The 26,562-nt window shown below is 62.7% G+C and carries 27 protein-coding genes and 1 pseudogene; 14 read left to right on the top strand and 14 right to left on the bottom strand.

Features of this window, described 5'->3' with window-relative positions:
* Positions 1-35: 35 nt before the first annotated feature.
* On the bottom strand, positions 36-209 hold the full coding sequence (locus tag MTX19_RS14570; protein WP_280977095.1) for a DUF1328 domain-containing protein: 174 nt from the start codon (positions 207-209) through the stop codon (positions 36-38).
* Positions 210-403: 194 nt separating this feature from the next.
* On the opposite strand from MTX19_RS14570, the gene MTX19_RS14565 reads away from it, so the two are divergent.
* Together MTX19_RS14565 and MTX19_RS14560 are read left to right on the top strand one after the other, a co-directional pair.
* Positions 404-1,588 carry an acyltransferase gene (locus MTX19_RS14565; RefSeq protein ID WP_280984182.1) on the top strand — a complete coding sequence of 395 codons (1,185 nt, stop codon included), beginning with the start codon at positions 404-406 and terminating at the stop codon, positions 1,586-1,588.
* 50 nt (positions 1,589-1,638) lie between these two features.
* Positions 1,639-2,889 (top strand): IS701 family transposase, encoded by a 1,251-nt coding sequence (locus MTX19_RS14560; RefSeq protein ID WP_280985968.1) that lies wholly within the window; start codon positions 1,639-1,641, stop codon positions 2,887-2,889.
* Between the two features lie 132 nt (positions 2,890-3,021).
* Here the strand turns inward: MTX19_RS14560 and MTX19_RS14555 are convergent.
* The 3 genes and pseudogenes from MTX19_RS14555 to MTX19_RS14545 all read right to left on the bottom strand — a co-directional run bounded on the left by MTX19_RS14555 (position 3,022) and on the right by MTX19_RS14545 (position 5,236).
* A pseudogene (locus MTX19_RS14555) lies at positions 3,022-3,737 on the bottom strand (IS5 family transposase).
* A gap of 123 nt (positions 3,738-3,860) precedes the next feature.
* Positions 3,861-4,016, bottom strand: coding sequence for a hypothetical protein (locus tag MTX19_RS14550; RefSeq protein ID WP_280978692.1), 156 nt, complete (start codon positions 4,014-4,016; stop codon positions 3,861-3,863).
* The gene (locus MTX19_RS14545; protein ID WP_280985451.1) at positions 4,013-5,236 is read right to left on the bottom strand and encodes an IS701 family transposase; all 1,224 of its coding nucleotides are present in this window, start codon (positions 5,234-5,236) and stop codon (positions 4,013-4,015) included. Before MTX19_RS14545 ends, MTX19_RS14550 begins: the two co-directional genes overlap by 4 nt.
* 482 nt (positions 5,237-5,718) lie before the next feature.
* Between MTX19_RS14545 and MTX19_RS14540 the strand changes: the two genes are divergently transcribed.
* Genes MTX19_RS14540 through MTX19_RS14530 form a run of 3 tightly spaced genes read left to right on the top strand, consistent with a single transcriptional unit; the run spans position 5,719 to position 7,362 of the window.
* Positions 5,719-6,942: an IS701 family transposase gene (locus MTX19_RS14540; RefSeq protein ID WP_280984181.1), complete on the top strand. Its 1,224-nt coding sequence runs from the start codon at positions 5,719-5,721 to the stop codon at positions 6,940-6,942.
* Positions 6,939-7,094, top strand: coding sequence for a hypothetical protein (locus tag MTX19_RS14535; protein WP_280978692.1), 156 nt, complete (start codon positions 6,939-6,941; stop codon positions 7,092-7,094). Before MTX19_RS14540 ends, MTX19_RS14535 begins: the two co-directional genes overlap by 4 nt.
* A gap of 7 nt (positions 7,095-7,101) precedes the next feature.
* The gene (locus MTX19_RS14530; RefSeq protein ID WP_280984180.1) at positions 7,102-7,362 is read left to right on the top strand and encodes a GlsB/YeaQ/YmgE family stress response membrane protein; all 261 of its coding nucleotides are present in this window, start codon (positions 7,102-7,104) and stop codon (positions 7,360-7,362) included.
* 121 nt (positions 7,363-7,483) lie between these two features.
* On the opposite strand, the gene purL is transcribed toward MTX19_RS14530, so the two are convergent.
* Complete coding sequence (gene purL / locus MTX19_RS14525) at positions 7,484-9,703, bottom strand: phosphoribosylformylglycinamidine synthase subunit PurL (RefSeq protein ID WP_280984179.1); 2,220 nt, start codon at positions 9,701-9,703, stop codon at positions 7,484-7,486.
* Between the two features lie 162 nt (positions 9,704-9,865).
* Here purL and MTX19_RS14520 point away from each other — a divergent pair, with 162 nt between their 5' ends.
* On the top strand, positions 9,866-10,345 hold the full coding sequence (locus MTX19_RS14520; protein ID WP_280984789.1) for a PaaI family thioesterase: 480 nt from the start codon (positions 9,866-9,868) through the stop codon (positions 10,343-10,345).
* A 36-nt stretch (positions 10,346-10,381) separates the two neighbouring features.
* On the opposite strand, the gene MTX19_RS14515 is transcribed toward MTX19_RS14520, so the two are convergent.
* Positions 10,382-11,197, bottom strand: coding sequence for a class I SAM-dependent methyltransferase (locus MTX19_RS14515; protein WP_280984178.1), 816 nt, complete (start codon positions 11,195-11,197; stop codon positions 10,382-10,384).
* A 194-nt stretch (positions 11,198-11,391) separates the two neighbouring features.
* Here MTX19_RS14515 and MTX19_RS14510 point away from each other — a divergent pair, with 194 nt between their 5' ends.
* Positions 11,392-12,090 (top strand): helix-turn-helix domain-containing protein, encoded by a 699-nt coding sequence (locus tag MTX19_RS14510; protein ID WP_280984177.1) that lies wholly within the window; start codon positions 11,392-11,394, stop codon positions 12,088-12,090.
* Positions 12,091-12,459: 369 nt separating this feature from the next.
* A complete protein-coding gene (locus MTX19_RS14505; RefSeq protein WP_280984176.1) occupies positions 12,460-13,404 on the top strand; it encodes a DMT family transporter in 945 nt (314 codons plus the stop codon).
* A 222-nt stretch (positions 13,405-13,626) separates the two neighbouring features.
* Here MTX19_RS14505 and purQ read toward each other — a convergent pair whose 3' ends face one another.
* The 4 genes from purQ to purC all read right to left on the bottom strand — a co-directional run bounded on the left by purQ (position 13,627) and on the right by purC (position 16,003).
* Positions 13,627-14,328, bottom strand: a complete 702-nt coding sequence (gene purQ, locus MTX19_RS14500) for a phosphoribosylformylglycinamidine synthase subunit PurQ (RefSeq protein ID WP_280984175.1) — start codon at positions 14,326-14,328, stop codon at positions 13,627-13,629.
* 4 nt (positions 14,329-14,332) lie between these two features.
* Entirely contained in the window at positions 14,333-14,911 is a 579-nt protein-coding gene (locus MTX19_RS14495) for a hypothetical protein (protein WP_280984174.1), read from the bottom strand.
* A gap of 13 nt (positions 14,912-14,924) precedes the next feature.
* Positions 14,925-15,167, bottom strand: coding sequence for a phosphoribosylformylglycinamidine synthase subunit PurS (gene purS / locus MTX19_RS14490; protein ID WP_280984173.1), 243 nt, complete (start codon positions 15,165-15,167; stop codon positions 14,925-14,927).
* Between the two features lie 68 nt (positions 15,168-15,235).
* Positions 15,236-16,003: a phosphoribosylaminoimidazolesuccinocarboxamide synthase gene (gene purC, locus MTX19_RS14485; RefSeq protein ID WP_171708996.1), complete on the bottom strand. Its 768-nt coding sequence runs from the start codon at positions 16,001-16,003 to the stop codon at positions 15,236-15,238.
* Positions 16,004-16,352: 349 nt separating this feature from the next.
* On the opposite strand from purC, the gene MTX19_RS14480 reads away from it, so the two are divergent.
* A complete protein-coding gene (locus MTX19_RS14480; RefSeq protein ID WP_280984172.1) occupies positions 16,353-16,676 on the top strand; it encodes a DUF1476 domain-containing protein in 324 nt (107 codons plus the stop codon).
* A gap of 149 nt (positions 16,677-16,825) precedes the next feature.
* Here the strand turns inward: MTX19_RS14480 and cynS are convergent, their stop codons facing one another.
* Both cynS and MTX19_RS14470 read right to left on the bottom strand, forming a co-directional pair.
* Positions 16,826-17,314, bottom strand: a complete 489-nt coding sequence (gene cynS / locus MTX19_RS14475) for a cyanase (RefSeq protein WP_280984171.1) — start codon at positions 17,312-17,314, stop codon at positions 16,826-16,828.
* A 193-nt stretch (positions 17,315-17,507) separates the two neighbouring features.
* Positions 17,508-18,236, bottom strand: a complete 729-nt coding sequence (locus tag MTX19_RS14470; RefSeq protein WP_280984170.1) for an SDR family oxidoreductase — start codon at positions 18,234-18,236, stop codon at positions 17,508-17,510.
* 260 nt (positions 18,237-18,496) lie between these two features.
* On the opposite strand from MTX19_RS14470, the gene MTX19_RS14465 reads away from it, so the two are divergent.
* The 3 genes from MTX19_RS14465 to MTX19_RS14455 all read left to right on the top strand — a co-directional run bounded on the left by MTX19_RS14465 (position 18,497) and on the right by MTX19_RS14455 (position 22,648).
* Positions 18,497-20,917 carry a phosphoketolase family protein gene (locus MTX19_RS14465; protein WP_280984169.1) on the top strand — a complete coding sequence of 807 codons (2,421 nt, stop codon included), beginning with the start codon at positions 18,497-18,499 and terminating at the stop codon, positions 20,915-20,917.
* A gap of 28 nt (positions 20,918-20,945) precedes the next feature.
* Entirely contained in the window at positions 20,946-22,136 is a 1,191-nt protein-coding gene (locus tag MTX19_RS14460; RefSeq protein ID WP_280984168.1) for an acetate/propionate family kinase, read from the top strand.
* A 116-nt stretch (positions 22,137-22,252) separates the two neighbouring features.
* Positions 22,253-22,648: an NUDIX hydrolase gene (locus tag MTX19_RS14455; protein ID WP_280986129.1), complete on the top strand. Its 396-nt coding sequence runs from the start codon at positions 22,253-22,255 to the stop codon at positions 22,646-22,648.
* A gap of 80 nt (positions 22,649-22,728) precedes the next feature.
* Here MTX19_RS14455 and MTX19_RS14450 read toward each other — a convergent pair whose 3' ends face one another.
* Positions 22,729-23,727, bottom strand: a complete 999-nt coding sequence (locus MTX19_RS14450; RefSeq protein WP_280984167.1) for a lytic transglycosylase domain-containing protein — start codon at positions 23,725-23,727, stop codon at positions 22,729-22,731.
* A gap of 206 nt (positions 23,728-23,933) precedes the next feature.
* Here MTX19_RS14450 and MTX19_RS14445 point away from each other — a divergent pair, with 206 nt between their 5' ends.
* Complete coding sequence (locus tag MTX19_RS14445; RefSeq protein ID WP_280984166.1) at positions 23,934-24,920, top strand: L,D-transpeptidase family protein; 987 nt, start codon at positions 23,934-23,936, stop codon at positions 24,918-24,920.
* A 421-nt stretch (positions 24,921-25,341) separates the two neighbouring features.
* Entirely contained in the window at positions 25,342-25,611 is a 270-nt protein-coding gene (locus tag MTX19_RS14440) for a hypothetical protein (RefSeq protein WP_280984165.1), read from the top strand.
* Between the two features lie 365 nt (positions 25,612-25,976).
* Here the strand turns inward: MTX19_RS14440 and MTX19_RS14435 are convergent, their stop codons facing one another.
* Positions 25,977-26,552, bottom strand: a complete 576-nt coding sequence (locus MTX19_RS14435; protein WP_280984164.1) for a Chromate resistance protein ChrB — start codon at positions 26,550-26,552, stop codon at positions 25,977-25,979.
* Positions 26,553-26,562 lie beyond the last annotated feature (10 nt).

Here is a 26,562-nt window from a genome sequence, read left to right as displayed (position 1 = left end):
GGGCATGACGACGAGGGTGTTCGACCCGGCTCAGGCTACGCTCTGAATATCGTGAGCCCGAGGATCAGAAGCACCAGGAAGATCACGACAAAAACGTAGAACAGGAAGCGCGCGATGTCGGCGGAGGCGGCCGCAATGCCGGTGAAGCCCAACAAGCCCGCGATGATCGACACGACAAGGAAGATCAGCGCCCATTTAAGAATAGTCATTACCAACTCCTCCAAACCGTGCGGCATGCGCGGCCGCCAGTCGCCGCGACAACGTCCGCGAATGACCGCAGTTCCTGAAACGAAGCAGATGCACGCAGATGATGGACCTCGACGCCACGGAATCGAGACGAATGGGCCTTGCTGAATCGGATTCCCGGTTGCAACATCCGATCACTCACCCTGCTGGGGGTACCATGAAATCGATCGCTCACGCCGCTCCGGCCGTCGACGTTCAGGCAGCCCCGAAGGCTCATGCGCGCAATGTCGCGCTGGACCGTGCGCGCACATTCCTGACCCTGGTCGTGCTGCTGCATCACTCGGTGATCCCCTACACCTATTTCGGGCACACCGATCCGACGTCGTGGATCGGCTTCGACTGCGTGGTGCTCGCCACCGACAGCTTCTTCATGGCGATGTTCTTTTTCCTGTCGGGGCTGTTTGTCTGGCCTGGGCTTGGCCACAAGCCGCTGCCCATTTTCCTGCGCGACCGCCTGTTGCGGCTCGGCCTGCCCTTCGCGATCTGTGCCTTCACCGTGATCCCGCTCGCCTATTACGCGATCGCGTTGCGCGAGACGCCGACGCTGACATTCTCTGAGTTCTGGTGGAAGACGGTGACTGTCGGACCATGGCCGAGCGGCCCGATCTGGTTCGTCTGGGTGCTGCTGGCCTTCGACGTGACCGCGAGCCTGCTCTACCGGGTGTCGCCGCGCCTGCTCGATCCGATCAACCGCCTGTCGCAGCAGGCATTCGATCGCCCCGCAACGTTCTGGCTGTTGATCGTCGTCGGGAGCGCCGCCGTCTACCTGCCGATGCTGGTCTATTACGGCCAGAACCGCTGGTTCGAGTTCGGACCATTTTCGGTGCAGGCCAGCCGCGTGCTGCTCTATGCGTCCTATTTCTTCATTGGCGCAGGCATCGGTGCGGCAAACTTCGAACGTGGCGTCCTCAGCGCGAACGGACGGCTGACCAGGACTCCGCTGTTCTGGGCGATCATCACGCTGATCCCTTACGCCGGGATGTGGATGATGATCTACATCAAGCGCGCGATCATCGGTAATCCCGATCCGCTGCCGGGCTGGTATCTTGCGTTCTACGGCACCTTCTTCGTGCTGTTCAGCGCCTCGATCCTGTTTGCGATCCTGGGCTATTTCCTGCACTCGAAGGCGTCGGGGCCGACGCTGCTCGATCGCATGCAGGGAGACGCCTATGGCATGTTCCTGGCGCATTATCCGATCGTGCTGTGGCTGCAATACTGGCTGTTCGACTTCGACCTGCCGGCGATCGCAAAGGCGGCGATCGCGTTCTTCGCCACGGTGGCGCTGAGCTGGGCCGCCACGGCGGCGCTGCGCAAGCTCCCGGGCGCCAAGCAGGTGCTGTAGCCTAGCACTACAGTTGCATTTATCTGACGGTTCTGAATCTATGGGCAACCATGATTCTGGATCAGATGAATGGTGGTGCTTCGGTTGAGGATGTGCTGTCGCTGTGGGCGGCGTCATTGCGGGAGGCCAAGCAGCGTATCCGACCTTTGTTCACGCAGGAGCGTGTAGCCGCTTCGGCGGCCCAGTTTCTCGACGCGTTGCTCGGCAACGAGCCGCGCAAGACAGGCTGGATGCGGGCCGAGGCAGCTGGCGACAGCGGACCGTGGCGACAGCAGGCCTTACTGGGTCGTGGGCGCTGGGATGCCGACGACTTGCGCGACATCGTTCGTGATCATGTCATCGAACATCTGGGCGACAACAACGCAGTCCTGGTGATCGACGAGACCGGCTTTCTCAAGCAGGGCAAGGCCTCGTGCGGCGTGGGGCGGCAATACACGGGTTCTGCCGGCAAGATCACCAACTGCCAGATCGGCGTGTTCGCCTCCTACGTATCCGTCAAGGGTCACGCCTTCATTGATCGTGCGCTCTATCTGCCGAAAGCCTGGACATCCGATCCCACCCGATTGAAAGCGACCCATGTGCCGGAGACGGTGGCATTTGCCACCAAGCCGCAGTTGGCCGTCAGCATGGTCAAGAGGGCGATCGCGGCCGACGTCCCCTTCGCTTGGGTGGCTGCCGACAGTGTGTATGGCGTCGGCGACCTCGAAGCGGCTCTGCGGCGTGCCGGCAAAGGCTACGTGCTGGGCGTCCACGCCAACCACTGGTTCAGCTCATGGCACCCGGATTACCTCGTGGCTGGTGAAGCAAAGGAGATTGCCGAGGCGCTCCCCGCCCAAAAGTGGAAGCGCCTGTCGGCAGGTCATGGAACCAAGGGCGAACGTCTCTACGATTGGGCCTATTGCCCGCTGGCCGATCTCGACGCTGCCGAATACGACATGCAGCTGCCAGGCATCTGGACCCGCGGGCTGCTGATCCGACGCGGCCTTGCCGACGGTGAACTCTCCTACTTCACCACATGGTGTCCCGAGGGCACCTCGATCGAGAGCCTCGTTCGTGTTGAAGGAACGCGATGGCGTGTCAAAGAAGATTTTGAGACGACAAAGGGCGAGCTCGGTCTCGACCACAATGAAAGTCGCTCTTGGCACGGCTGGCACCGGCATGTCTCCCTGGTCATGCTGGCTTACGCCGTCATGACCACCGTCCGATCTCAGGTGAACGCGATGATGCCGAAAAAAACGAAATCGACGCACCGGCAAGACTCATCCGCTGGTCGGTCCAGGAAATCCGACGCCTCATCTTAAAGCTTGCACAGCGCCGGATCCCAATCGTTCGCGTCCTGGCATGGTCCACATTCCGACGCGCCCATCAAGCCGCAGCTCGAAAGGCGCATCTCAAATCAAAAATGCAACTGTAGTGCTAGGCGGTGTGGACACTTATCGCATCCATAGGACGATGGCGGCGAGAGTGACGACGGCGCGGTAATTTCGGGCGGTTTTTTCGAAGCGGGTAGCGACGCGACGGAACTGCTTGAGTTTGGAGAAGCAGCATTCCACGAGATGGCGCTGGGCATAGAGATGCTTGTCGAGCGGATATTTGAGCGCGCGTGACGGGTTGTTGGGGATCACGGCGAGCGCCTTTTTGGCGGCGATGTCTTGGCGCAAATGGTCGGCGTCATAGGCTGTGTCGGCGATGACGACCTCGGCGGGCAGTCCCTCGATCAATGCGGCGGCTTGCGGTGCATCGCCCTTCTGGCCTGCGGTGAGCGTGAACCGGACAGGACATCCAAGACCGCGAACGGCCATATGGATCTTCGTGCTCAGGCCGCCGCGCGAGCGGCCAAGCGCCTGATCTTCAGGCCCCCTTTTTTCGCCCCAGCGGCGTGCTGATGCGCCCGGACGATGGTGGAATCGACGATTAGATATTCGAAGTCTGGGTCGTCGGACATCGCCTCGAAGATCCGCCACCAAACACCCTTGGTGCTCCATCGGCTGAAGCGCCGGAACACGCTGTTCCAGTCCCCGAACACCTCCGGAAGATCACGCCAGGGAGAGCCGGTCCGCACGATCCAAAGCACACCTTCCACGAACATCCGGTTGTCTCGCCCGGTCGAGCCCTTCTGGTCGGGCCGGCCGATGATCAGCGGCGCCATGCGCTCCCAGGCCGCGTCGCTCAACACCAAACGATCCATCACACCCAAGACTGCCTCCCCAAAAGCAGCCTTGAATCTGATTTGCTCTCAAAAGGGAATCCTTAGAGTCCACACTGCCTAGCATTACAGTTGTAATTTTTGCTTGAGATGCGCTTTGCGCGCGTTGGCTTGATGAGCCCTGCGCCAGGATGACCATGCGAGGATGTGGGCATGCGGGATGCGCCGCTGGGCGAGCTTCATGGCGATGCGGCGGATTTCCTGGATCGACCAGCGGATCAAGAACGATGCTTCGGTCGGGGCCGCGGTCGCGTTTTTTTAAGCAATGCTCCGGTGTTGGCCCGATGACGGATGACGGCCATCGTGGCGAAGGCAAGCATGACCAGTGAGACATGGCGATGCCAGCCATGCCAGGAGCGGGTTTCGTTGTGATCAAGACCGAGCTCGTTCTTGGCGGTTTCGAAGCTGTCTTCGATGGCCCAGCGATGGCCTTCCACGGATACCAGCTTCTGCATGGACGTGCCCTTGGGGCACCATGTGGAGAAGAAGGCTAAGCTGTTGTCGGCAATATTGCGGCGGATCAGAAGACCTCGGGTCCATTCCCCGGCAAGGTCGTCGTTGTATTCGCCGGCGTCGAGATCGGCCAGCTCAAGATAGGCCCAGTCGTGCCAGCGCGGACCTTTGGTTCCTTCGCCGGACGGCAGGCGGCGCCAGGCCTTCTTGGGAAGGCTCTGCGCGATCGTAGAGGCAGTGCCGGCGACAGGCTGCTGCTTGCCCCAGGAATAGAACACGTGATTGGAAGCAACCCCCAGAACATAGCCTTTGCCCGCCTTGCGCAGCAGGGTTTCGATCGCTCCCGTGCCATACACGCTGTCCGCTGCTACGAACGAGAACGGCACCTTTGCGGCGATCGCGCGAGCGATCATTTGATGCGCGATCCGGGGCTTCGTCGCAAAGCTCACATCGCTCGGGACATGTGCGGCCTTCAGGCGAGCGGGTTCGTCCGTCCATTCCTTTGGCAGGTAGAGCGCCCGATCGATGAAGGCATGGCCATGCCGCGACACATAGGAGGCAAACACTCCGATCTGGCAATTGGTGATCTTGCCCGCCGAGCCAGTGTACTGGCGCGCGACCCCACACGAGGCCTTGCCCTGTTTCAAAAAGCCGGTCTCATCGATGACCAGAACCGCGTCCTCGTCACCCAGCGTTTCCAGCGCGTACTCACGTACAATATCGCGCAGCGCGTCGGCATCCCACTGCCCCCGACCCAGAATCGCCTGCTGGCGCCACGGGCCTGGATCGCCAGCCGCTTCCGCCCGCATCCAACCCGTCTTGCGCGGCTCGTTGCCCAACAGTCCGTCGAGAAATTGCCCCGCCGAGGCCGCGACCCGCTCTTGCGTAAACAGCGGACGGATGCGTTGCTTGGCATCTCGCAACGACGAAGCCCACAGCGTCAGCGTATCCTCAACCGACGCGCCACCAATCATCAGATCCCGAATCATGGTCGCCCATAGATTCAGAACCTTCAGGAAGATGCAACTGTAATGCTAGAGCATTGAGCATTCAACACCGGGACTGCGTCCCAGCGCGAACGGCGCCGCCGGCGCGTCTTCGCCTGAACGCATTGTGCAAGTAGGCGGCATCTGCACCACCGCCAGGTCAACGCGAATCAAGCCGCACACGGCTGGAACCGAGCGTCACTCCACCATCCCGGCTTTTCGTCCACGGATTTCGCGGCGTGACGCGAGTTCGTCACAAACAGTATTGCACCCGAGATATCCGTGCGCATCGCCTTGGTGCGATTGGAGTCTTTCGTTCATCCTTGCACTCTTTCGTTGCTGCAGGTCGGCAGCAATGACTGCGGCGCGCGTGCATGCGATTGCGAGTGAATGGTTCTCGGTTATGCTGATCGTATTGGTGGACCGCACACGGAGACTAGCATTACAGTTGCATCTTCCTGAAGGTTCTGAATCTATGGGCGACCATGATTCGGGATCTGATGATTGGTGGCGCGTCGGTTGAGGATACGCTGACGCTGTGGGCTTCGTCGTTGCGAGATGCCAAGCAACGCATCCGTCCGCTGTTTACGCAAGAGCGGGTCGCGGCCTCGGCGGGGCAATTTCTCGACGGACTGTTGGGCAACGAGCCGCGCAAGACGGGTTGGATGCGGGCGGAAGCGGCTGGCGATCCAGGCCCGTGGCGCCAGCAGGCGATTCTGGGTCGGGGGCAGTGGGATGCCGACGCGCTGCGCGATATTGTACGTGAGTACGCGCTGGAAACGCTGGGTGACGAGGACGCGGTTCTGGTCATCGATGAGACCGGCTTTTTGAAACAGGGCAAGGCCTCGTGTGGGGTCGCGCGCCAGTACACTGGCTCGGCGGGCAAGATCACCAATTGCCAGATCGGAGTGTTTGCCTCCTATGTGTCGCGGCATGGCCATGCCTTCATCGATCGGGCGCTCTACCTGCCAAAGGAATGGACGGACGAACCCGCTCGCCTGAAGGCCGCACATGTCCCGAGCGATGTGAGCTTTGCGACGAAGCCCCGGATCGCGCATCAAATGATCGCTCGCGCGATCGCCGCAAAGGTGCCGTTCTCGTTCATAGCAGCGGACAGCGTGTATGGCACGGGAGCGATCGAAACCCTGCTGCGCAAGGCGGGCAAAGGCTATGTTCTGGGGGTTGCTTCCAATCACGTGTTCTATTCCTGGGGCAAGCAGCAGCCTGTCGCCGGCACTGCCTCTACGATCGCGCAGAGCCTTCCCAAGAAGGCCTGGCGCCGCCTGCCGTCCGGCGAAGGAACCAAAGGTCCGCGCTGGCACGACTGGGCCTATCTTGAGCTGGCCGATCTCGACGCCGGCGAATACAACGACGACCTTGCCGGGGAATGGACCCGAGGTCTTCTGATCCGCCGCAATATTGCCGACAACAGCTTAGCCTTCTTCTCCACATGGTGCCCCAAGGGCACGTCCATGCAGAAGCTGGTATCCGTGGAAGGCCATCGCTGGGCCATCGAAGACAGCTTCGAAACCGCCAAGAACGAGCTCGGTCTTGATCACAACGAAACCCGCTCCTGGCATGGCTGGCATCGCCATGTCTCACTGGTCATGCTTGCCTTCGCCACGATGGCCGTCATCCGTCATCGGGCCAACACCGGAGCATTGCTTAAAAAAACGCGACCGCGGCCCCGACCGAAGCATCGTTCTTGATCCGCTGGTCGATCCAGGAAATCCGCCGCATCGCCATGAAGCTCGCCCAGCGGCGCATCCCGCATGCCCACATCCTCGCATGGTCATCCTGGCGCAGGGCTCATCAAGCCAACGCGCGCAAAGCGCATCTCAAGCAAAAATTACAACTGTAATGCTAGGATGAACGACCCTCAAATCGGATGGATCGCCGCAATCATCGTCGGCGGGGTCGCCGGCTGGCTTGCCGAGATGTTCATGAAGTCCGGAACCGGCATCGTGATGAACATCATTCTCGGCATCGTCGGCGCGGCGCTGGCGAACTGGCTGCTCGGTCTCGTTGGCGTGTCGCTCGGCGGTGGATGGATCAGCTACCTCGTGGCCGGTTTCATCGGCGCCTGCATCATCATTTTCGCCTGGCGCGCGGTCCGGAGCGCGACCTGATGGCGATCTTCCCTCGCGACAACGCAAAGAGCGTTTGCGCGGAGATCATGCCCATACAAAAAATAACAGCGCGATGATGCTTCATCGCGCTGTTATCTTACCTTCACACTGTGACGCCTGATCAGGCAGCAGCGCCGCGCATATAGTTCGGCAGCCAGTGTTCGAACGCGTGCGAGAGAGTCTCGACCAATACCGGCGGCTCTCCGGCAACTGCGATTGCGTCGCCCCCGGTGGTGCCGATCCGCGCGCACGGCACGCCCGCGCCCTTCATCTTGGCGAGCACGAGACCGGCTTCCGCTGCCGGCACGGTGACGATGTAGCGCGCCTGATCCTCACCGAACCAATAGGCATGCGGCACGATCGAGCTCGGCGCTGCCAGAAGCTGCGCGCCGATGCCGCTCGCGATCGCCATCTCGGCCAGCGCGATCAGAAGCCCGCCGTCGGAGACGTCATGCACCGCGGTGGCGGTGCCGGCGTGGACCATGCCGCGCACGACGTCGCCGTTGCGCTTCTCGGCGGCGAGATCGACGGGCGGCGGAGCGCCCTCCTCGCGGCCGCAGACGTCGCGCAGATAGACCGACTGGCCGAGCCAGCCCTGGGTGTCGCCGATCAAAAGGATCGCCTCGCCCGCAGCCTTGAAGGCCAGCGTCGCCGACTTGGTGAAATCGTCGAGCAGACCGACGCCGCCGATCGAGGGTGTCGGCAGGATGCCGCGGCCGTTGGTCTCGTTGTAGAGCGAGACGTTGCCGGAGACGACCGGGAAGTCCAGCGCGCGGCAGGCTTCCGAAATGCCCTTCAGGCAGCCGACGAACTGGCCCATGATCTCGGGCCGCTCCGGATTGCCGAAATTGAGATTGTCGGTGATCGCGAGCGGGCGGCCGCCGACCGCGGTGATGTTGCGCCAGGCTTCGGCCACTGCCTGCTTGCCGCCCTCGAACGGATCGGCCTCGCAATAGCGCGGCGTGACGTCGACGGTGAGCGCAAGGCCCTTCGGCCCCTCCTGCACACGAACAACGGCGGCGTCGCCGCCCGGCCGCTGCACGGTATTGCCGAGAATGACGTGGTCGTACTGCTCCCACACCCAGCGCTTGGAGCAGAGCTCGGGCGTGCCGATCAGCTTCTCCAGCGCCGGCGCGATGCCGAGCGGCGGCTTCACGTCCTGCGCGCGGATCACCGGCAGCGCGTTCGAGGCGACGTGCGGACGGTCATAGACCGGCGCCTCGTCGCCGAGCTCCTTGATCGGCAGGTCGGCCATCACGTCGCCGCCGTGCTTGACGACGAAGCGCTTGGTCGGCGTGGTGTAGCCGACGATGGCGAAGTCGAGCCCCCATTTGCGGAAGATCGCCTCGGCCTGCTTCTCCTTCTCGGGCTTGAGCACCATGAGCATGCGCTCCTGGCTTTCCGAGAGCATCATCTCGTAGGCGCTCATACCGGTCTCGCGGGTCGGCACCGCGTTGAGATCGAGCTCGATGCCGAGATCGCCCTTGGCGCCCATCTCGACCGCCGAGCAGGTCAGGCCCGCCGCACCCATGTCCTGGATCGCGATCACGCACCCCTGCTCCATGATCTCGAGGCAGGCTTCCAGCAGCAGCTTCTCGGCGAAGGGATCGCCGACCTGCACGGTCGGGCGCTTCTCCTCGGAGGCGTCGTCGAATTCGGCCGAGGCCATCGAGGCGCCGTGGATGCCGTCGCGGCCGGTCTTGGAGCCGAGATAGACAATCGGCATGTTCACGCCGGAGGCCGCCGCATAGAAGATCTTGTCGGCATCGGCGAGGCCGACCGCCATCGCATTGACGAGGATGTTGCCGTCGTAGCGGGTGTGGAAGCGCACCTGGCCGCCGACCGTCGGCACACCGAAGGAATTGCCATAGCCGCCTACGCCCGCGACCACGCCGGACACCAGGTGCCGGGTCTTGGGATGCTCCGGCGCGCCGAAGCTCAGCGCGTTGAGGCAGGCGATCGGGCGTGCGCCCATGGTGAAGACGTCGCGCAGGATGCCGCCGACGCCGGTGGTCGCGCCCTGATAGGGCTCGATGTAGCTCGGGTGGTTGTGGCTCTCCATCTTGAAGACCACCGCCTGGCCGTCGCCGATATCGATCACGCCCGCGTTCTCGCCGGGGCCCTGGATCACCCAAGGCGCCTTGGTCGGCAGCCCGCGCAGATGGATGCGCGAGGACTTGTACGAGCAGTGCTCATTCCACATCGCCGAGAAGATACCGAGCTCCGTAAAGGTCGGGACCCGCCCGATCAGCTTCAGGATGCGCTCATACTCATCCGGCTTCAGCCCGTGGGCGGCGACGAGTTCGGGGGTGATCTTGGGCTCGTTCTTGGGCTCGTTCATGGGTCCCTTAATAGGCAGATCGAACGGGGGCGAAAAGGCCTTATTACGGGGCATTTTCGGCCTGTCCAGAGCTTTGCGGCAGCTGGCCGCGGATCGCAGGATTTGCACATCGCGGATGGATCGGATTTAAGGACCGAAACCCGATAATTGAAGGCCAATTTCGTGAACGAGCTCGCCAAGACCGCATTCAACCGCCGCCCCGATCTGCGCGTCGAAACCGAGGGCGAATTCGCCGGCTGGCGAACCTGGACTCGCGACAATTTCGAGACCCATACCGGCCCCTTCTACCACCGCATGGACGAGAATGGCGTCATCACCTGCGCGTTCCGGGTCGGCAAAAAGCACCTCAACGGCTCCGGCAACGTCCACGGCGGCTGCTTCATGACCTTCGCGGACTACTGCCTGTTCGCGCTCGCCGCTTCGGTGCTCCAAGGGCCCGGCGTCACGGTGTCGTTTTCCTCGGAATTCCTCGACGCGGCCCGCGAGGGAGAGCTGATCGAATGCACCGGCGAGGTCACTCGCGCCGGCGGATCGCTGATTTTCGTGCGAGGTATGCTGACATCGGGCGAGCGGCCGCTGTTCACCTTCTCCGGCACCATCAAGCGGGTGAAGCGGAAGGTGCCGGCGGAGGCCGGCGCGTAGAGCCTGGCGACGATGCGGCCACTCTCCGGTGCGAACTCAAGATCTCGTAACTACGACTTCGAGATATTCGCCGGGGACGATGAGGCTGCCGCCGCGGCTCCAGTTCGACCTTTCCAGCAGGTCGAGAATGTCGGCTTCAAGTGCGGCCGCCTTCTCGGCATCCAGCGCCGCGAACGCACGGTTCGTAGGACCGTAGCAGGTGCGGAAGACCTCGAGCCAGTGCTCCGGAGATTCATACCTGAAGGTGAAGGTCTGCACGGAGCTATCGATTTCATGCCCTTGGAACAGCTCTCCGAGGCGGGCCGCAGTTCCCCAGAGCGTAGGCGATTTGATGCCGGTCGGCGGCGGCACGTAGCTTCCAACGGTTTTGAGAAGCTGGCCGACAAAGCCATCCGGCGTCCAATTGGCGAGCCCGATCTTACCTCCTTTGCGGACGACGCGAATGAGCTCGGCGGCCGCCTTCTCCTGATTTGGAGTGAACATGACACCGAACGTGGACAGCGCCGCGTCGAAGCCGCCATCAGCAAATGGAAGCGCTTCGGCGTCGGCCTCCTGAAAATTGACGGCAAGACGATCGGCGGCGGCGCGCTCCTTGCCTCGCTCGAGAAGTGCGCCGACGTAGTCGGTGGAGGTGACGCGCGCGAAACGGCGTGCTGCAGCCAGGGTCGCGTTGCCGTTGCCGGCTGCAACGTCGAGCACGGTGCTGCCGGCGCGCATATCGACAGCCTCGCAGAGCCGCTCGCCGACGATCTGAAGGGTCGTTCCAATGATTGCATAGTCGCCTGCGGACCAGACGGCCTGCTGGCGTTGCTTGATGGCAGTATAATCAAGGGGTAGCGTCGCAACCGACATAAGCGATCTCCTTTGCCTAAATGCCTCCGCCTGAAGGCGGACCCCGCAACTTGCGAGCGGGCGGGAGCATCTCATCACGGCCCGGAAAGCCGCCAGTTCAGGATCTGAATCCGGGTGGTACAGATTTTGAACTGGCCCCGTTGGATCGATCGTAGCATTCTTGCCGTGCGAGTTATGGTCGGAGGAACGCTGCAATGTCCGACAGCGGCTACAATCAGTTCTGTCCCGTCTCGATGGCAGCAGAGATCATCTGCTCCCGTTGGACGCTTCTCGTACTGCGCGAGCTCGTGCTGGGTTCGAACCGTTTCAATGAACTGCGGCGCGGGCTGCCGAGCATGTCGCCCGCGCTTCTCTCCAAGAGGCTGAAGGATCTCGAAGCCGCCGGGATCGTCGTGCACGCCGCCGCTGAACGCGAGCCTGGCGTACTTGAATATCGTCTCACCGAAGCAGGAAACGAGCTGCGTTCCATCATCGAAGCGATCGGCGTCTGGGGACATCGGTGGGTTACGACCGAAGCTACGCTGAAGAATCTCGATGCCAATCTGCTGATGTGGGACATCAGGCGAAACATAAACACGGATCCAATGCCCGCTCGCCGCAATACAATCCAGTTCATCTTCAATGACAGGCCGTCCTCGGAGCGCAATTATTGGCTCATCGTGGAGCCGGGCGCAGGAGTTGACCTGTGTCTCGTCGATCCCGGCTTCGATGTCGATCTTTACGTGTCAACGGATCTGCGGACGATGACCGAGATCTGGCTCGGATATGCGGCGATCAGCGCTGTGTCTGAAGATGGCCGGCTCGTCCTGACAGGAAACCCGAAGCTCGCCGCCGACCTGCGCACGTGGTTGAAGCTCAGCATGTTCGCAAACAGGGAGAAGAGGGTTGCCTGAAGCCGGGTGCCATCGCTCTTGCATCGCGCGGCGCGCCAGTGTTGCTCTTGTGAAAGACGCATGGCTCGATTGAGACTGCAGCACGCACGCGTCGTTCTGATATGCCGTATGGCAGAATTGCGAGTGAGCCGATGCCACTGTCGATCTCCGCGCCACACTCCGCACACGGTCGAATTCCTCGTCACGGTAAACCGGCTGGTCGACCGTCCGCCGAGACTGTGCCGCACCGAGATGATCCGGTGAGGCGCGGCGGATTATCCGCTGGCCTCCACCGGAATCCCGAAGTATCAGTGTCCCAGCGCGCCAATGCGCCGGGAGCCAATCAAGGTGCCGAAGAGCACAGCTAGAGCGGGCGGCGTGACGGCTCCCGTGCGAACGTCCACTGTATCCACGACAGCACCATCCGTGCGCGGCTGGCGCGACTACGCACTGCTGTTGGCGCTCGCCTGCTGCTGGAGCTCGACCTATCCGCTGACCAAGATCGCGCTGGGCTCGATCCCGCCGGTCACCTTCATCTCGGCCCGCTCGCTGATCGCCGCGCTCTTCCTGCTCGTAGTACTGCGCATCCGCGGCATCCGCGTCCCGACCGACCTGAAGGCCTGGAAGCTGTTCGCGTTCCAGCAGACCATCAACTCCACGATCCCGTTCCTGGTGATCACCTGGGCGCAGCAATTCGTGCAGGCATCGCACACCGTGGTGCTGGCCTCGACGACGCCGATCTTCGCCTTCCTCATCACCTGGGCGATCACGCGGCACGAGCCGGCCTCGCTCATCAAGCTGCTAGGGGCGATCCTCGGCCTCGCCGGCACCGTCGCGATCATCGGTCTCGATGCGCTCAGCGGTTTCGGCAAGGAGATCGCTGCCGAGATCGCGATCCTGCTCGCTACCATCTCGTTTGCCTGCGCCACGATCTTCGGCCTGCGCCTGTCGGATTACGACCCGATGGTGGTCGCGGCCGGCTCGCTGCTGTTCGGCGGCATGGTGCTGCTGCCGGTCGCATTGATCCTCGAACACCCCTGGACGCTGCATCCGACGCCGCAGGCGCTGGTGGCCACCGTCACCATGGGCATCTTCTCGAGCGCGTTCGGCCTGATGCTGTTCTACATGTGCCTGACGCGGCTCGGCACGCTCGCCACCAACGCGCAGGCCTATCTGCGCATCCCGATCGGCGTGGCGCTGTCGGTCGTGCTGATCGGGGAATCCGTGCCGTCGAACCTTGCGCTCGGCCTGGTGCTCGTGATGGCCGGCGTCGCCGCGATGACCGTGCCGGCCAACGTGCTCAAGCGCGGACTAAGTCGCTTACGGGGCACGTAGCTTCCGGTCGCGCCAAGGGGCATCATTCCAGGGCGTGTCGCGAGACGCGAACCTCAGGTGCGCAATTGCGCATCGGGGAATTTTGAGATTCTCAGGCGCGCAAATGCGCGCCATAGTTTGATGCTGACGCAACGCCACGGAATGACGGGCATGCGATGACTTCTGGCCGTCAGCCAGCAGCGGGCGGTATTCGCGACGTCGCGCGAGAAAGCACGATGCGACTTACGCCGCCTTCTCGTGATGCTGGACCAGCCCTGCGAACAGGCCGCGGCCGTCGGTGCAGCCCATGATCTCTTCGACGTGGTTCTCGGGGTGCGGCATCATGCCGAGCACGTTGCCGCGCTCATTGACGATACCGGCGATCGAATGCGCCGCGCCGTTGAAATTGGAGGCCTCGTCGACCACGCCCTCCGGCGAGCAGTAGCGATAGAGCACGCGGCCCTCGCCTTCGAGACGCTTCAGCGTCTCCTCGTCCGCCTCGTAATTGCCCTCGCCATGCGCGACCGGCACGCGGATCACCTGGCCGGCATTGTAGCCGCGGGTGAACGGCGTGTCGGAGCGCTCGATGCGCATATGCACGTCGCGGCAGACGAATTTCAGCCCGGCATTGCGCATCAGCACGCCCGGCAGCAGGCCGGACTCGCAAAGGATCTGGAAGCCGTTGCAGACGCCGAGCACGAGCCCGCCCTTGGCGGCGAAGTCGCGCACCGCGTCCATCACGGGCGCGCGGGCCGCGATCGCGCCGCAGCGCAGGTAATCGCCGTAGGAGAAGCCGCCGGGCACCACCACGAGATCAGTGCCCTTGGGCAGGGACGTTTCGGCGTGCCAGACCATCGCGGTCTCGTTGCCGGAGGCGAGCTTGAGTGCGCGCGCCATGTCGCGCTCGCGGTTGATGCCGGGGAAGACGAGGACGGCTGATTTCATGAGTTCACCGGGTTTTAGGCGCTAGAGCAAGCATAACTGCGGCCGCAAACTTTGCGTAATTGTCGTTGCTGGCCTTCTCGTCGTGTGCCGAGCTGATCAGGCTGGCCGAGGCGCGTGTGCCAAACAGCAAACCGTTGACTTGATATTCGCTGGTGCCGTCGGGTGTCACCGTCAGGCGCCGGGCCCGGTACATCCGCGGCACCGCTGTGCCCTTGGCGCCATCGACACCGAGAAGCGTGATCCGCTGCCCTGGCTTCCGCTGCTCCAGCGCCTTGATGATCTGGTCCTGGCTCGCACGAAACTGTTGCAGGGTCATCGGATTATTGGCTGCATAGAGCCGATAGGTCACCTTGGAGCCCGCACCACAACTTGGCTGCTCGCAGTGGAAGATGTGCACATCGGAGCCGCCGCGATGATAACTCCACCCGCTGACTGAAACTGGCGGAGCCTGCGGTCCTGCTGTGGGCGCAGGTGACGATTGAGCCGAAGCACCGCCAATTCCGGCAACCGTGAACAGGGCAAGCAACAACGATCTGATGAAAACGCGGTTGCCGCCGGGAAAGGCGGGAGCGGCTGTTATCATTTGGCTCGCCCGACTAGCTCAGAACCTCGACCCGGTAATTCTCGATCACGGTGTTCGCCAGCAGCTTGTCGGCGGCCGCCTTCAGCGCGGCTTCCGCCTTCGCCTTGTCGGACGCGGCGAGTTCGATGTCGAAGACCTTGCCCTGGCGGACGCTGGCGATGCCATCGACGCCGAGCGATTTCAGCGCGCCCTCGATCGCCTTGCCCTGCGGATCGAGGATGCCCGACTTCAACGTCACAGTCACACGTGCCTTCACGATCGCCCTCCTAAAGCTTGAGCATGATCTTTTTCCGAAAACCGGTTCCCACTTTTCGGGATCATGCTCTAGCTCTTCACCAGCACCGGGCCGGTCCCGGCCGGCCGCTCGTTTTCCATGAGAATGCCGAGCCGCTTCGCGACCTCGGTATAGGCCTCCAGCAGGCCGCCGAGATCCCTGCGGAAACGGTCCTTGTCCAGCTTCTCGTTCGACTTGATGTCCCACAGCCGGCACGAATCCGGCGAGATCTCGTCGGCGACGATGATCCGCATCATCTCGTTCTCGAACAGCCGCCCGCACTCCATCTTGAAGTCGACGAGGCGAATGCCGATGCCGAGGAAGAGGCCGGTCAGGAAATCGTTGACGCGGATGGCGAGCGCCATGATGTCGTCGATCTCCTGCGGCGTGGCCCAGCCGAAGGCGGTGATGTGCTCTTCCGACACCATGGGGTCGTTGAGCTGGTCGTTCTTGTAGTAAAATTCGATGATCGAGCGCGGCAGCTGGGTGCCCTCCTCGATTCCGAGCCGCTGCGACAGCGAGCCGGCAGCGACGTTCCGCACCACCACCTCGAGCGGCACGATCTCGACCTCGCGAATCAGCTGCTCGCGCATGTTGAGGCGGCGGATGAAGTGGGTCGGCACCCCGATGTCGTTGAGGTGCTGAAACAGGTACTCCGAAATCCGGTTGTTGAGGACGCCCTTGCCCTCGATCACCTGGTGTTTCTTGGCGTTGAACGCGGTCGCGTCGTCCTTGAAGTGCTGGATCAGGGTTCCCGGCTCTGGGCCTTCGTAAAGGACCTTGGCCTTGCCTTCATAAATACGGCGTCGACGGCTCATTGGGATGTACCGTGTTTTGTTGAAATCCATGAATTTGGGTGCTCCGGATGACTTGGGGTTACGACCCACGACGGAGCTGCCGCGGAGGCCTGGAACCTTGGTGCTCCAACTGGAAACAGAACAAGAACCAAGCCTGCTGGCAACCTATCCGATTGGCCCATCCAGCACAATCGATACGACCCCATCGGGCTGACTTATACCGCCATATGATAAAGGGCCGATTCCGCCTGTTTTGCCTGCGGCTTAACGGCTCGTTGTGTTGCCGATTCCTCTTGCATATCTAGGCAGGGATCGGGGCTGCCGCAACGAGCTGCGGCCTACCATTCAGCAGGGGATTGGAACTTCGGCCATGAACGAATTCAACAAGCGCGAGGAAGGTTTCGAGAAGAAGTTCGCCCTCGACGAGGAGCAGAAGTTCAAGGCCGAAGCCCGCCGGAACAAGCTGCTCGGCCTATGGGCCGCGGAAAAGCTCGGCATCACGGGCGATGCCGCCAATACCTACGCCAAGGAGGTGGTGGCCGCCGATTTCGAGGAAGCCGGCGACCGCGACGTCCTCCACAAGGTGCTGAAGGATCTCACCGCCAAGGGCAACGCCGTCACCGAGGCCGACATCCGCGCCAAGATGGATGAACTTCTGGCACAGGCCGTGGCGCAGGTGAAGGCGGGCACCTGAGGACCCAATCCAACCCCTGCACGCGGCGGATGTCGATCCGGCGCGCGCTTGTGCGGATTTCGCCATGGTGAAGTCCGCACGCATGATCTCCAGAAGACAGCGGACGATGGCGCGCGACGCGCTTGCTGCGTCAGCCGCAATTCACCGCTTCAGCCTTCCTTGAAGCCGTACTCCGGCACGTTGCCGCTGGCGCCGTAATATTTGTAGGGCAGGAACTTGCCGCTCATGGTGATCTTGACGCGGTCGCCCTTCGGGTTCGGCAGCCGCTCCATCACCATGTCGAAGTCGATCGCCGACATGATGCCGTCGCCGAACTCTTCCTCGATCAGCGCCTTCCAGGCCGGGCCGTTGATCATCACGAGTTCGTAGAAGCGATAGATCAGCGGATCGGTCGGCGGCATCGGAACGCCATGCCCGCGCATCGGCGTCTCGTTCAGCATCGCGACCTCCGATGTCGACAGCCCGAACAGCTCGCCGGCATTGGCCGCCTGCGGCTTGGTCAATTTCATCTGGCCGAGGATCGCGCCTGTTATCAGCACCTCCGAATAGCCGCCGATCTTTTCGCAAATGTACTTCCAGCTCCAGCCCTTCTCGCGCTTGATGTCGAGCAGCTTTTCGGTGAGCTCGGATCGTTTCATGGGTCGTCTCCTTGGGCGTTGCACTGTCCAACAACGAGCAAGGAGCATGCCAGCAGCCGTGAGCAGAGACGCCCGTGCCCTGACCTTGCTGCCTAAAGCGCGATGAAATCGGCTTGAGTCATCATCGCGCTTTAGCTCCTTGTTTGCACATGATCTTTTCGCAAAACCGCTTCACACTTTTCCGGATCGTGCCCTAGAGATCGAAATTCGTCGGCAGCATGACGACGTCGCGAATGGTCATGCCGCGCGGCCGCGTCAGCATGAACATCACGACGTCGGCCACCTCGCTGGCTTCGAGCAGGCTTCCCGCCGCCTTGGCCTCCCTCAGCTTCTCCGCCGGCCAGTCGGCGAGCAGCGCGCTGATGACGGGTCCGGGCGAGATCGAACCGACGCGAATGCCGTGCTTGAAGACCTGCCGTCGCACCGTCTGCACGAAGCAGTTGATGGCCCATTTGGACGACGCATAGACCGGCTCCCACGGCGTCGGAAAATGCGCGGCCAGCGAGCTCGTGACGATGATGTCGCCCGTCTTGCGCGCGATCATGTGCGGCAGCACGTCGTGCACGTTCTTCATCACGACATTGACGTTCAGGTTCAGCATCCGGTCGATGGCGGCGGTGTCGGCATCGACCAGGTCGCCGCCGATATACGTCCCGGCATTTGCATGCAGGATGTCGAGCCGGCCGGCCTTCTCCAGCACGCCCGGCAACAGCGTCGCGCAGCCGTTCGGGTCGAGCAGGTCGACGACCAGCGGGATTGCCGCGTCGCCGTGCCTGTCGCGGAGCGACTTCAGCGCCGCCTCGTCGCGGTCGACCATCACGACGCGCGCCCCCGCCGCCAGCATCGCTTCCGCGCTCGCCAGACCGATGCCCGAGGCGGCCCCGGTCACGGCGGCGACTTTCCCTTCCAATTCTCTCGTCATAGGTCCCCGCCTTGCTGAAATCTCCACGCCTTGCGGCGGAGTATAGCAATCCCATCCGCTATTGTCGGCGTCGGAGGCAGCCTGCCACTTGGCTTGCGCTCGGTTGCAGACATTGTCGCACCGAGCGGACAATCTGCCACGGCGCCGCGCGCTTTGACCCACCTCAAACCCGTCGTCACATTTGCAATCTAACGTCGGCGCCGATGGAACAGATCGGCGGCTTAGGGGTCATTTGTTCGCATCCTCCCAAGGAGATCGGCATGCCGCTGACGACATCCCCAGGCGAACAAGCCCGCACCGACGATCTGGAACTGCTCGACCGCTACTGGCGCGCCGCCAACTATCTCTCCGTCGGCCAGATCTATCTGCTCGACAATCCGCTGCTCAAGGAGCCGCTCAAGCCCGAGCACATCAAGCCGCGGCTGCTCGGGCATTGGGGCACCACGCCAGGCCTCAACTTCATCTACGCCCACCTCAACCGCGCGATCCGCGCGTCCGATCTCAACGTCATCTATATCTGCGGTCCCGGCCATGGCGGACCCGGCATGGTCGCCAACACCTATCTCGAGGGCACCTACACCGAAATTTATCCGGAGGTGACGCGCGATGCGGATGGCTTGCGCAAGCTGTTCCGCCAGTTCTCCTTCCCCGGCGGCATTCCGAGCCACGCGGCGCCCGAAACGCCCGGCTCGATCCACGAGGGCGGCGAGCTCGGCTACGCGCTGGTGCACGCCTACGGTGCCGCCTTCGACAACCCCGACCTGATCGTGGCCTGCGTGGTCGGCGACGGCGAGGCGGAGACCGGCCCGCTCGCGGCCTCCTGGCACTCCAACAAGTTCCTCAATCCGGTGCATGACGGCGCGGTGCTGCCGATCCTGCACCTCAACGGCTACAAGATCGCCAACCCCACCGTGCTGGGGCGAATGAGCGACGAGGAACTGCGCAACCTCTTCACCGGCTATGGTTACGAGCCGCTGTTCGTCGAAGGCGACGATCCGCCTGTGATGCATCGGCTGATGGCCGACACGCTCGACAGCGCGCTCGCCGGCATCCGCTCGATCCAGCAAGGCGCGCGCCAGCAGGCCGCGGGTGTCCAGCGGCCGAAATGGCCGATGATTGTGCTGCGCAGTCCGAAGGGCTGGACCGGTCCGAAAGAGGTCGATGGCTTGAAGGTCGAAGGGTTCTGGCGCGCCCATCAGGTGCCGATATCAAATGCACGCAGCAATCCCGATCACCTGAAGCAGCTCGAACGCTGGATGAAGAGCTACGAGCCGGACCAGCTGTTCGGCGCGGACGGCCGGCTGGTGCCGCAATTGCAGGCGCTCGCGCCGACCGGCGACCGCCGCATGGGCGCCAATCCGCACGCCAATGGCGGCCTGCTCAAGCGCGAGCTCAAGCTGCCGGATTTCCGCAAGCATGCCATCGAGGTGCCCTGCCCCGGCGGCGTTGTCGGCGAAGCCACGCGCGAGCTCGGCAAGCTCCTGCGCGAGGTCGTGAAGCTGAACGCGGACGCCCGCAATTTCCGCATCATGGGCCCGGACGAGACCTCATCGAACCGGCTCGACGCGGTGTTCGAGGCAACCAACCGCGTCTGGACGGAGGCGATCGAGCCCTATGACGTCCACCTCGCCCATGACGGGCGGGTGATGGAGGTGTTGAGCGAGCATCTCTGCCAGGGCTGGCTCGAAGGCTATCTGCTCACCGGGCGGCACGGCTTCTTCTCCTGCTACGAGGCCTTCATCCACATCGTGGATTCGATGTTCAACCAGCACGCCAAATGGCTGAAGGTCTCGCGCGAGCTGCCCTGGCGGCGTCCGATCGCCTCGCTGAACTATCTGCTCACCTCGCATGTCTGGCGCCAGGATCACAACGGCTTCAGCCACCAGGATCCCGGCTTCATCGATCTCGTCAGCAACAAGAAAGCCGATATCGTCCGCGTCTATCTGCCGCCGGACACCAACACGCTGCTCTGGGTCGCCGATCACTGCCTGCGGACCTATAACCGCATCAACGTGATCGTCGCCGGCAAGCAGCCCTCCCCGCAATGGCTTCCGATGCGCGAGGCCATCACGCATTGCGAGGCAGGCATCGGCATCTGGAAATGGGCCGGCACGGAGCCGCCGGATGCCGAGCCCGACGTGGTGATGGCCTGCGCCGGCGACGTCCCGACGCTGGAGACGCTCGCCGCGGTCGACCTGCTGCGCAAGGCGCTGCCGGACCTGAAGATCCGCGTCGTCAACGTGGTCGACCTGATGACGCTGCAGCCGAAGGAGCAGCACCCGCATGGCCTGTCCAACCGCGATTTCGACAGCCTGTTCACCCGCGACAAGCCGGTGATCTTCGCCTATCACGGCTATCCCTATCTGATCCACCGCCTGACCTACAACCGCACCAATCATGCGGGCATGCATGTGCGCGGCTTTGCGGAGGAAGGCACCACCACGACGCCGTTCGACATGGTGGTGTTGAACCAGCTCGACCGCTTCCATCTCGCCATCGAGGTGATCGAGCGGGTGCCGGGGCTCGACGTCGCCGCCGCACCCGTCACGCAGCAATTCCGCGACGCCCTGATCGAGCACTCCCGCTACGTGCGCGAGCATGGCGAGGACATGCCGCAGATCCGCGACTGGGTCTGGCCCTATCGCGCAGCCGGCGCGACACCGCGCAAGTCCGGAGACTGAGGCGCAGCGAACGCGAAAGAGACCGCCGATGTCCGATAGCGTCCTGGTGCTCAATGCCGGCTCCTCCAGCGTCAAGTTCGGCCTGTTCGACATCGCGCCGGCCGAGCCGGAGCTCAAATGCAAGGGCCTGCTCGACGAGCAGGAGCAGGTCCCTCGCATCGTGGCAAACGATGCGTCGGGCCATCAATTGTTCGAGAAGCGCCGCGCGAGCGGCGCGGCAAAGGACAACGGCCTGTTCGCCGACATATTTGCCTGGATCGAGGACTATCTTGCGGGCGGCAGGCTCGCCGCGGTGGGCCATCGCATCGTCCATGGCGGGCGCGACTTTTCCGGCCCTGTCCTCATCACCGAGCAAACCCTCGCCGCGCTGGATGCACTGACGCCGCTTGCGCCGCTGCACCAGCCGCGCTGCCTGGCGCCGGTTCGCGCGGTGCAATCGCTGCAGCCGGAGCTGACGCAAATCGCCTGCTTCGACACGGCCTTTCATCACGGCCTGACGCCGCCGGCGAGCCGCTTTGCCATCCCGCGGAATTTGGAAGCGCGCGGCATCCGCCGCTACGGCTTTCATGGCCTCTCCTTCGAATATGTCGCGGGGCGCCTGGCCGCGATCGCACCGCAATGGGCCGGCAAGCGCGTCGTGGTGGCGCATCTCGGCAACGGCGCGAGTCTGTGCGCCCTGCATCGGGGCAAGAGCGTCGACACCACCATGGGCCTGACCCCGCTCGACGGTCTCGTGATGGGCACGCGCTGCGGCACGATCGATCCGGGCGTGCTGCTGTATCTGCTGCAGGAAGAGAAGATGTCGGCCGACGAGGTGCAGCATTTGCTGTACGAAAAGTCCGGCCTGCTTGGCATATCCGGCGTGTCGGCCGACATGCGCGCGCTGCTGGCAAGTCGGGAGGCTGCCGCGCGTGAAGCCGTCGACCTCTTCACTTTCCGCGTCGCCGCCGAGGTCGCCGTGATGGCGAACACGCTCGCCGGTCTCGACGGCCTGGTGTTCACCGGCGGCATCGGCGAGCATGCCGCCGAGATCAGGCAGCAGGTCTGCGAACGCCTCGCCTGGCTCGGCGTCCGCCTCGATGCCGCAGCCAACGCCGAGGGGCGGCCGCGCATCGCGGCGGCAGACAGCGGGGTCGACGTGCTGATCGTCCCCACCAGCGAGGAGACAAGCATCGCGCGACACTGCGCGGCGCTGCTCCGTTCGCGAGCGGATCCGTAAAGTCCCGGGTAGCGTCCGCAATCATCAACCGGTAGTGGAATAATGCGTCGACTAACTTGTCTATCAAAGTAGACAAGCTAAAGTGTGATCGATTCCATTTAGATTTACTGCAAGCAATGCCCAAGTCTTCCAAGCTGGTGGCCGCGAAACGCGGCAAGGTTCTTCTGGTACGACGCCGATCCGACGGTCTGTGGATGTTCCCCGGGGGGCGCAGGCGCGCTCGCGAGTCCGGAAAGGATTGTCTCCGGCGCGAAATCAAGGAGGAATTGCCAAAGCTCAAGCTCGGCAGGCTCAGCCTCTGGAAGGAAGTAAAGGCAAGGAACAAGCGCTCAGGCCGCAAGATGAGCGACGCGATCTTCATCGCCAAGAACGCCAAGGGCAGGCTGGCGATCGGCGACAAGAAGGAGATCGACCGCGCCGTCTGGCAGAAGCCCCGGGGCATCCGCCTGACGCCGACGTCACGCTATATCCGTGACCGCCTGTTTCCGAGGAAGCGGGGACGCCGGGGATAGGCGGCGGAATATTCGACCGCCGTGGAGGCAGCAAGCTTCCGCATTGCGATCAACCCCAATGTCGATCGCTCGTCGCTGCGTCAGCTCGATGAACGCTCGCGCGAGGCCAGGCGAATGGCACGGCCTTTCGCGGACCTTGTCTTGGCGTGTGCGACGACGTGGCGCACCTTGCCGAGCCGGGCAGCCCCCGGCGTGGTCTTCTTGAGCAGGATCGCAAGCCGCTTGCGCGCGCGGCCGGCAGCAAGCCTTGCCGCCTGCTCCGCGGCCTCGGCCTTGCGGATGATCGTGGTCACGCCGGGCGCGGCTAATGCCGAGACGAATGTCACATCCTTCGACTTGGACAAGCCGCCGATCCCTTCGCAGGGTGCTTCGCGCGGCAGATCGATGCGGATTGCGAGCCGGTCGGCGTCCTCGATCCAGTCCTCCGCCCTGGTTCCGGTGATGATCCGGACATAGTCGCGGGTCTCGCGCGGCAGTTCGCGCTGCCTGGCGAGCCACTTCTGGATACGGCCGGGGCCGGCGTTGTAGGCAGCAGCCGCAAGACCGAGATTGCCGAAATCGTCGCGCAGCTTGCGCAACAGTTTTGCGGAAGCGAGCAGCGCCTTGAGCGGATCGAAGGGATCGTCGAGGCCGACTTCCGCGGCCGTCTCCGGCATGAACTGCGCAACGCCCTGCGCGCCCGCATGGCTCACTTCGTTCAGGCGGAAGCGGCTCTCCTGCCAGATCAGGCGCGCAAAAAACGCGACGGGTATTTTGCTCGCCTCGGCGGCATCCCGCAGGGTACGGCAAAACGCATCGATCGCGGATGCCTGCGGCTCGGCTGCGGTATTGCCCGGCTGGCTTGCAGGCGCAGGCGTTTCACCCTCGACCGTCGCACTCTCGACCATCCAACTCGGCTGTTCGCTGGCAACCGCGCTTTCGATGAAGCGGGCGGCGAAGGGAACGGCGTCGGATACGGAGTCTTCCGAAACAGGCGAGGCTTGGGTTGTTGGGGTATCGTTTGGAACTGGGCTTGGCGAACGATCGACATCGACCATCAAGGCGAGAAACGCGGCAAGCACCGCGACGATGAATCGCATTTGCTTCGGAGGACCTGAATTGTGCTGTGAGTTGAATTGTGGTGTGAGTTGCGCGCAGAAATGCGCTTCTGATAACGACTTTTTAACGGGTCGATTGCGGCGAAGCTGCGATCTTCCCTGTTCCATCTCGGAACGTCGCCGGTGTTTGCGATGGAACTTCGAAGCTCCCCGTAACTTTACCGAATGATCCACGCATCGGATGCACGATGTTCCGATCGCTTGCCATTGTCCTTCTGCTTGTGTCGGCCGGGCCGGCGATTGCAGCACGGCTCGATGCCGCCTCCATCAATGACGCGGCGGCGCCGGCAAAAATGCCGGGCCATAACCAGTTCAGCGCCTCCATTGCCAAGCTCGAGATCCTGCTCGATCGCGCGCATTTTTCCCCCGGCGAGATCGACGGCAAGCTTGGCGAGAACGCGCAGAAGGCGCTTGTGGCCTTTGCCGGGGCGAATGGATTGTCGTTTGACAACGTCGTCACGACGGATCTCTGGGACAAGCTTGCCGCCGCCAGCGATGGTGCCGTGATCGTCAACTACGAGATCGCCAAGGCCGACGTGAAAGGACCGTTCCTGAAGAAGCTGCCTGCAAAAATGGAGAACATGAAGAACTTGCCGGCTCTGAACTACACCAGTCCACGCGAAGCGCTCGCCGAGAAATTCCACATGAGCGAAGAGTTGCTTCAGGCGATCAATCCCGGAAAGAAGTTCGACAAGGCCGGCGAAACAATTGCGGTTGCAAACGTCCTGCAAACCGGAAATTCGGTGCCGGTCGCGCGCGTCGAGGTGAACAAGACGCGGCAGACGGTCAAGGCGTTCGACGCGACGGGGAAACTGCTCGCGTTCTATCCCGCGACGGTCGGCAGCGCGGAGAAACCGACGCCGAGCGGAACGCTGAAAGTGACGGCGATCGAGAAGAATCCGACCTATCGCTACAATCCCAAATATCACTTCAAAGGCGTCAAATCGAAGAAGCCCTTCACCATCAGGCCCGGTCCGAACAATCCGGTCGGCTCGATGTGGATCAACCTCTCGGCGGAGGGCTATGGCATTCACGGCACTGCCGATCCCAGCAGGATCAGCAAAGCAGCCTCACATGGCTGCGTGCGATTGACCAATTGGGATGCGCATGCGCTGGCTGCGGGCGTCAAGCGCGGCACGCCCGTGATCTTCCTGGATTTGACGAGCCGGACGTGATTCGGGATTGCTGGAAAAGTAGAACGTGCGCCCGGCCGCGATGTTCGATCGAATTCCCCTCGAGGGCCGATGGCCCCTTGCCCTCGCCGTCCGCTCATCGAATACTTGGTGTCTCATGAAGCCGGGGGCGCATTTGCTGAGCAACGATACATTGGCCAAGCTGGTCATCACCGCCCTTCTGCTCGGAGGCTTTCTGATTTGGCGGGTGCGGGATAAGGCCGACTTGTCGTGTCCGAATTGCCCGACGGAGTTTTCCGCCAATCGACGTTAGCTCTGGGCGGGTCACCCCCAAGCGCCCGTTGCCGGCGGCCCGCCGCGGGCCTGCCCCAGGGTCATTGCTGATCGCATGTCGGCAGGCAAAATGCTTGATCCCGCTCCGTTGGTTCCTACCTCCCGCGACAGGGGCCATGAGGAGGTTCGCATGAAACTCGCACACCTTGTCGTCGCCTGCTCCATTCTTTCCTGTGCGCTCGCGGGCCCTGCAATTGCACGCGATGCAGCGACCGGCCACGGTCGCGGCGCAACCGGCACCGTTGGCGCAGATACTGCCACACCGCCGAAAGGTGCTGGACACGCTTCCAGCAAAGACAACCCGCGCACATCCGACGACAACGCCGGCCGCAAGGGCGTCTCGTGTCAGCGGGACACATTCTTCAAGGGCGACGACGGTCAGATGCATCTCTGCAAATGAATGCGTGAAACTCGATCGCCAACGCATGGCGGTCGCAGGAACAAATCAGGACAGCGCGCGTTACCGGTCCGTACTGCCATCTGGAGAAGGCCCTGGCGCATCAGCCCCTGCGTCGGGGCCTTTGTGTGCGGCAAACGCCTTTGTGTTCGGCAAACAATGTGTGCGCCAAACAACACAACGCCGCCCGCTTGAAATACGTGCGAGCGGCGTTGGCTCTAGCCCCAGGAAGGTGATGCAAAATCCCGGTAGCTATAGGTCTACACACCCCGGCCCAAGGTTCATGTCCCAAATGGGCTATCCGGGACGTTGGTGATCAAGCGCACGAGAAACGGCCTGCAGCGACCGGCGTCTGGCCGAACGAAGTGTCAATCCTTGATGCGATTTTCGCCGCGATTTTCGACGCGATTTTCGTCTTGGGCCTCAAATACCCGTTGCGCATAGCTCTCAAGCAGCGCTTCACAGGCCTTGAGTTGCCTCTCTGCCTCGGCGGCAAGCGTTGCGCCGTAGAAGTCGAGCTTCTTGATTTTCTCCAGCCATCCCTGAAGCTTCTTGAGATCTGTATCTTCCTCCTCGAGCTCCGCGTAGGTGAACTTGTTGATGGAGAATTCCTTTGCGATCTCCTTCTCGAAGTCGGCGCAGCGCCCGAGGAATTCGCGATATTGTTCATCGCGGTCCGCCTTGAAGCGGTCGACGACCTTGTCCTCCTGACTTTTGTCGAGCGCGACCGTCTCCAGGATGACGGCCTCACCATCCATCTCGGCGACCTCGTTCTCGATCATCTTCAGCTGCCTGATGTGCGCATCCGTTTTCGGAAGCAGGCAAACACCGTTCTGAAGATAGACCGCGCCCATTGCTTTCACGCGACGCCATAACGCGACCCGCCTGGCACCGGGTTCGGACGGAACTTTGTAGGTCAGAAGCAGCCAATTTGGTTGTGACATGGCAACAATA

It is taken from the genome of Bradyrhizobium sp. ISRA464 (assembly GCF_029910095.1).
Lineage (GTDB): Bacteria > Pseudomonadota > Alphaproteobacteria > Rhizobiales > Xanthobacteraceae > Bradyrhizobium.
Note: the sequence above shows the minus strand (reverse complement) of the source record. Positions and strands in the feature narration are given on the sequence as shown.

Bases quoted from the DNA above. Each gene is read 5' to 3' on its own strand.
- MTX19_RS14570 (WP_280977095.1), bottom strand. From the start codon at position 209: ATGACTATTCTTAAATGGGCGCTGATCTTCCTTGTCGTGTCGATCATC.
- MTX19_RS14565 (WP_280984182.1), top strand. From the start codon at position 404: ATGAAATCGATCGCTCACGCCGCTCCGGCCGTCGACGTTCAGGCAGCC.
- MTX19_RS14560 (WP_280985968.1), top strand. From the start codon at position 1,639: ATGATTCTGGATCAGATGAATGGTGGTGCTTCGGTTGAGGATGTGCTG.
- MTX19_RS14545 (WP_280985451.1), bottom strand. From the start codon at position 5,236: ATGATTCGGGATCTGATGATTGGTGGCGCGTCGGTTGAGGATACGCTG.
- MTX19_RS14540 (WP_280984181.1), top strand. From the start codon at position 5,719: ATGATTCGGGATCTGATGATTGGTGGCGCGTCGGTTGAGGATACGCTG.
- MTX19_RS14530 (WP_280984180.1), top strand. From the start codon at position 7,102: ATGAACGACCCTCAAATCGGATGGATCGCCGCAATCATCGTCGGCGGG.
- purL (WP_280984179.1), bottom strand. From the start codon at position 9,703: ATGAACGAGCCCAAGAACGAGCCCAAGATCACCCCCGAACTCGTCGCC.
- MTX19_RS14515 (WP_280984178.1), bottom strand. From the start codon at position 11,197: ATGTCGGTTGCGACGCTACCCCTTGATTATACTGCCATCAAGCAACGC.
- MTX19_RS14510 (WP_280984177.1), top strand. From the start codon at position 11,392: ATGTCCGACAGCGGCTACAATCAGTTCTGTCCCGTCTCGATGGCAGCA.
- purQ (WP_280984175.1), bottom strand. From the start codon at position 14,328: ATGAAATCAGCCGTCCTCGTCTTCCCCGGCATCAACCGCGAGCGCGAC.
- MTX19_RS14495 (WP_280984174.1), bottom strand. From the start codon at position 14,911: ATGATAACAGCCGCTCCCGCCTTTCCCGGCGGCAACCGCGTTTTCATC.
- purC (WP_171708996.1), bottom strand. From the start codon at position 16,003: ATGAGCCGTCGACGCCGTATTTATGAAGGCAAGGCCAAGGTCCTTTAC.
- MTX19_RS14480 (WP_280984172.1), top strand. From the start codon at position 16,353: ATGAACGAATTCAACAAGCGCGAGGAAGGTTTCGAGAAGAAGTTCGCC.
- cynS (WP_280984171.1), bottom strand. From the start codon at position 17,314: ATGAAACGATCCGAGCTCACCGAAAAGCTGCTCGACATCAAGCGCGAG.
- MTX19_RS14470 (WP_280984170.1), bottom strand. From the start codon at position 18,236: ATGACGAGAGAATTGGAAGGGAAAGTCGCCGCCGTGACCGGGGCCGCC.
- MTX19_RS14465 (WP_280984169.1), top strand. From the start codon at position 18,497: ATGCCGCTGACGACATCCCCAGGCGAACAAGCCCGCACCGACGATCTG.
- MTX19_RS14460 (WP_280984168.1), top strand. From the start codon at position 20,946: ATGTCCGATAGCGTCCTGGTGCTCAATGCCGGCTCCTCCAGCGTCAAG.
- MTX19_RS14455 (WP_280986129.1), top strand. From the start codon at position 22,253: ATGCCCAAGTCTTCCAAGCTGGTGGCCGCGAAACGCGGCAAGGTTCTT.
- MTX19_RS14450 (WP_280984167.1), bottom strand. From the start codon at position 23,727: ATGCGATTCATCGTCGCGGTGCTTGCCGCGTTTCTCGCCTTGATGGTC.
- MTX19_RS14445 (WP_280984166.1), top strand. From the start codon at position 23,934: ATGTTCCGATCGCTTGCCATTGTCCTTCTGCTTGTGTCGGCCGGGCCG.
- MTX19_RS14440 (WP_280984165.1), top strand. From the start codon at position 25,342: ATGAAACTCGCACACCTTGTCGTCGCCTGCTCCATTCTTTCCTGTGCG.
- MTX19_RS14435 (WP_280984164.1), bottom strand. From the start codon at position 26,552: ATGTCACAACCAAATTGGCTGCTTCTGACCTACAAAGTTCCGTCCGAA.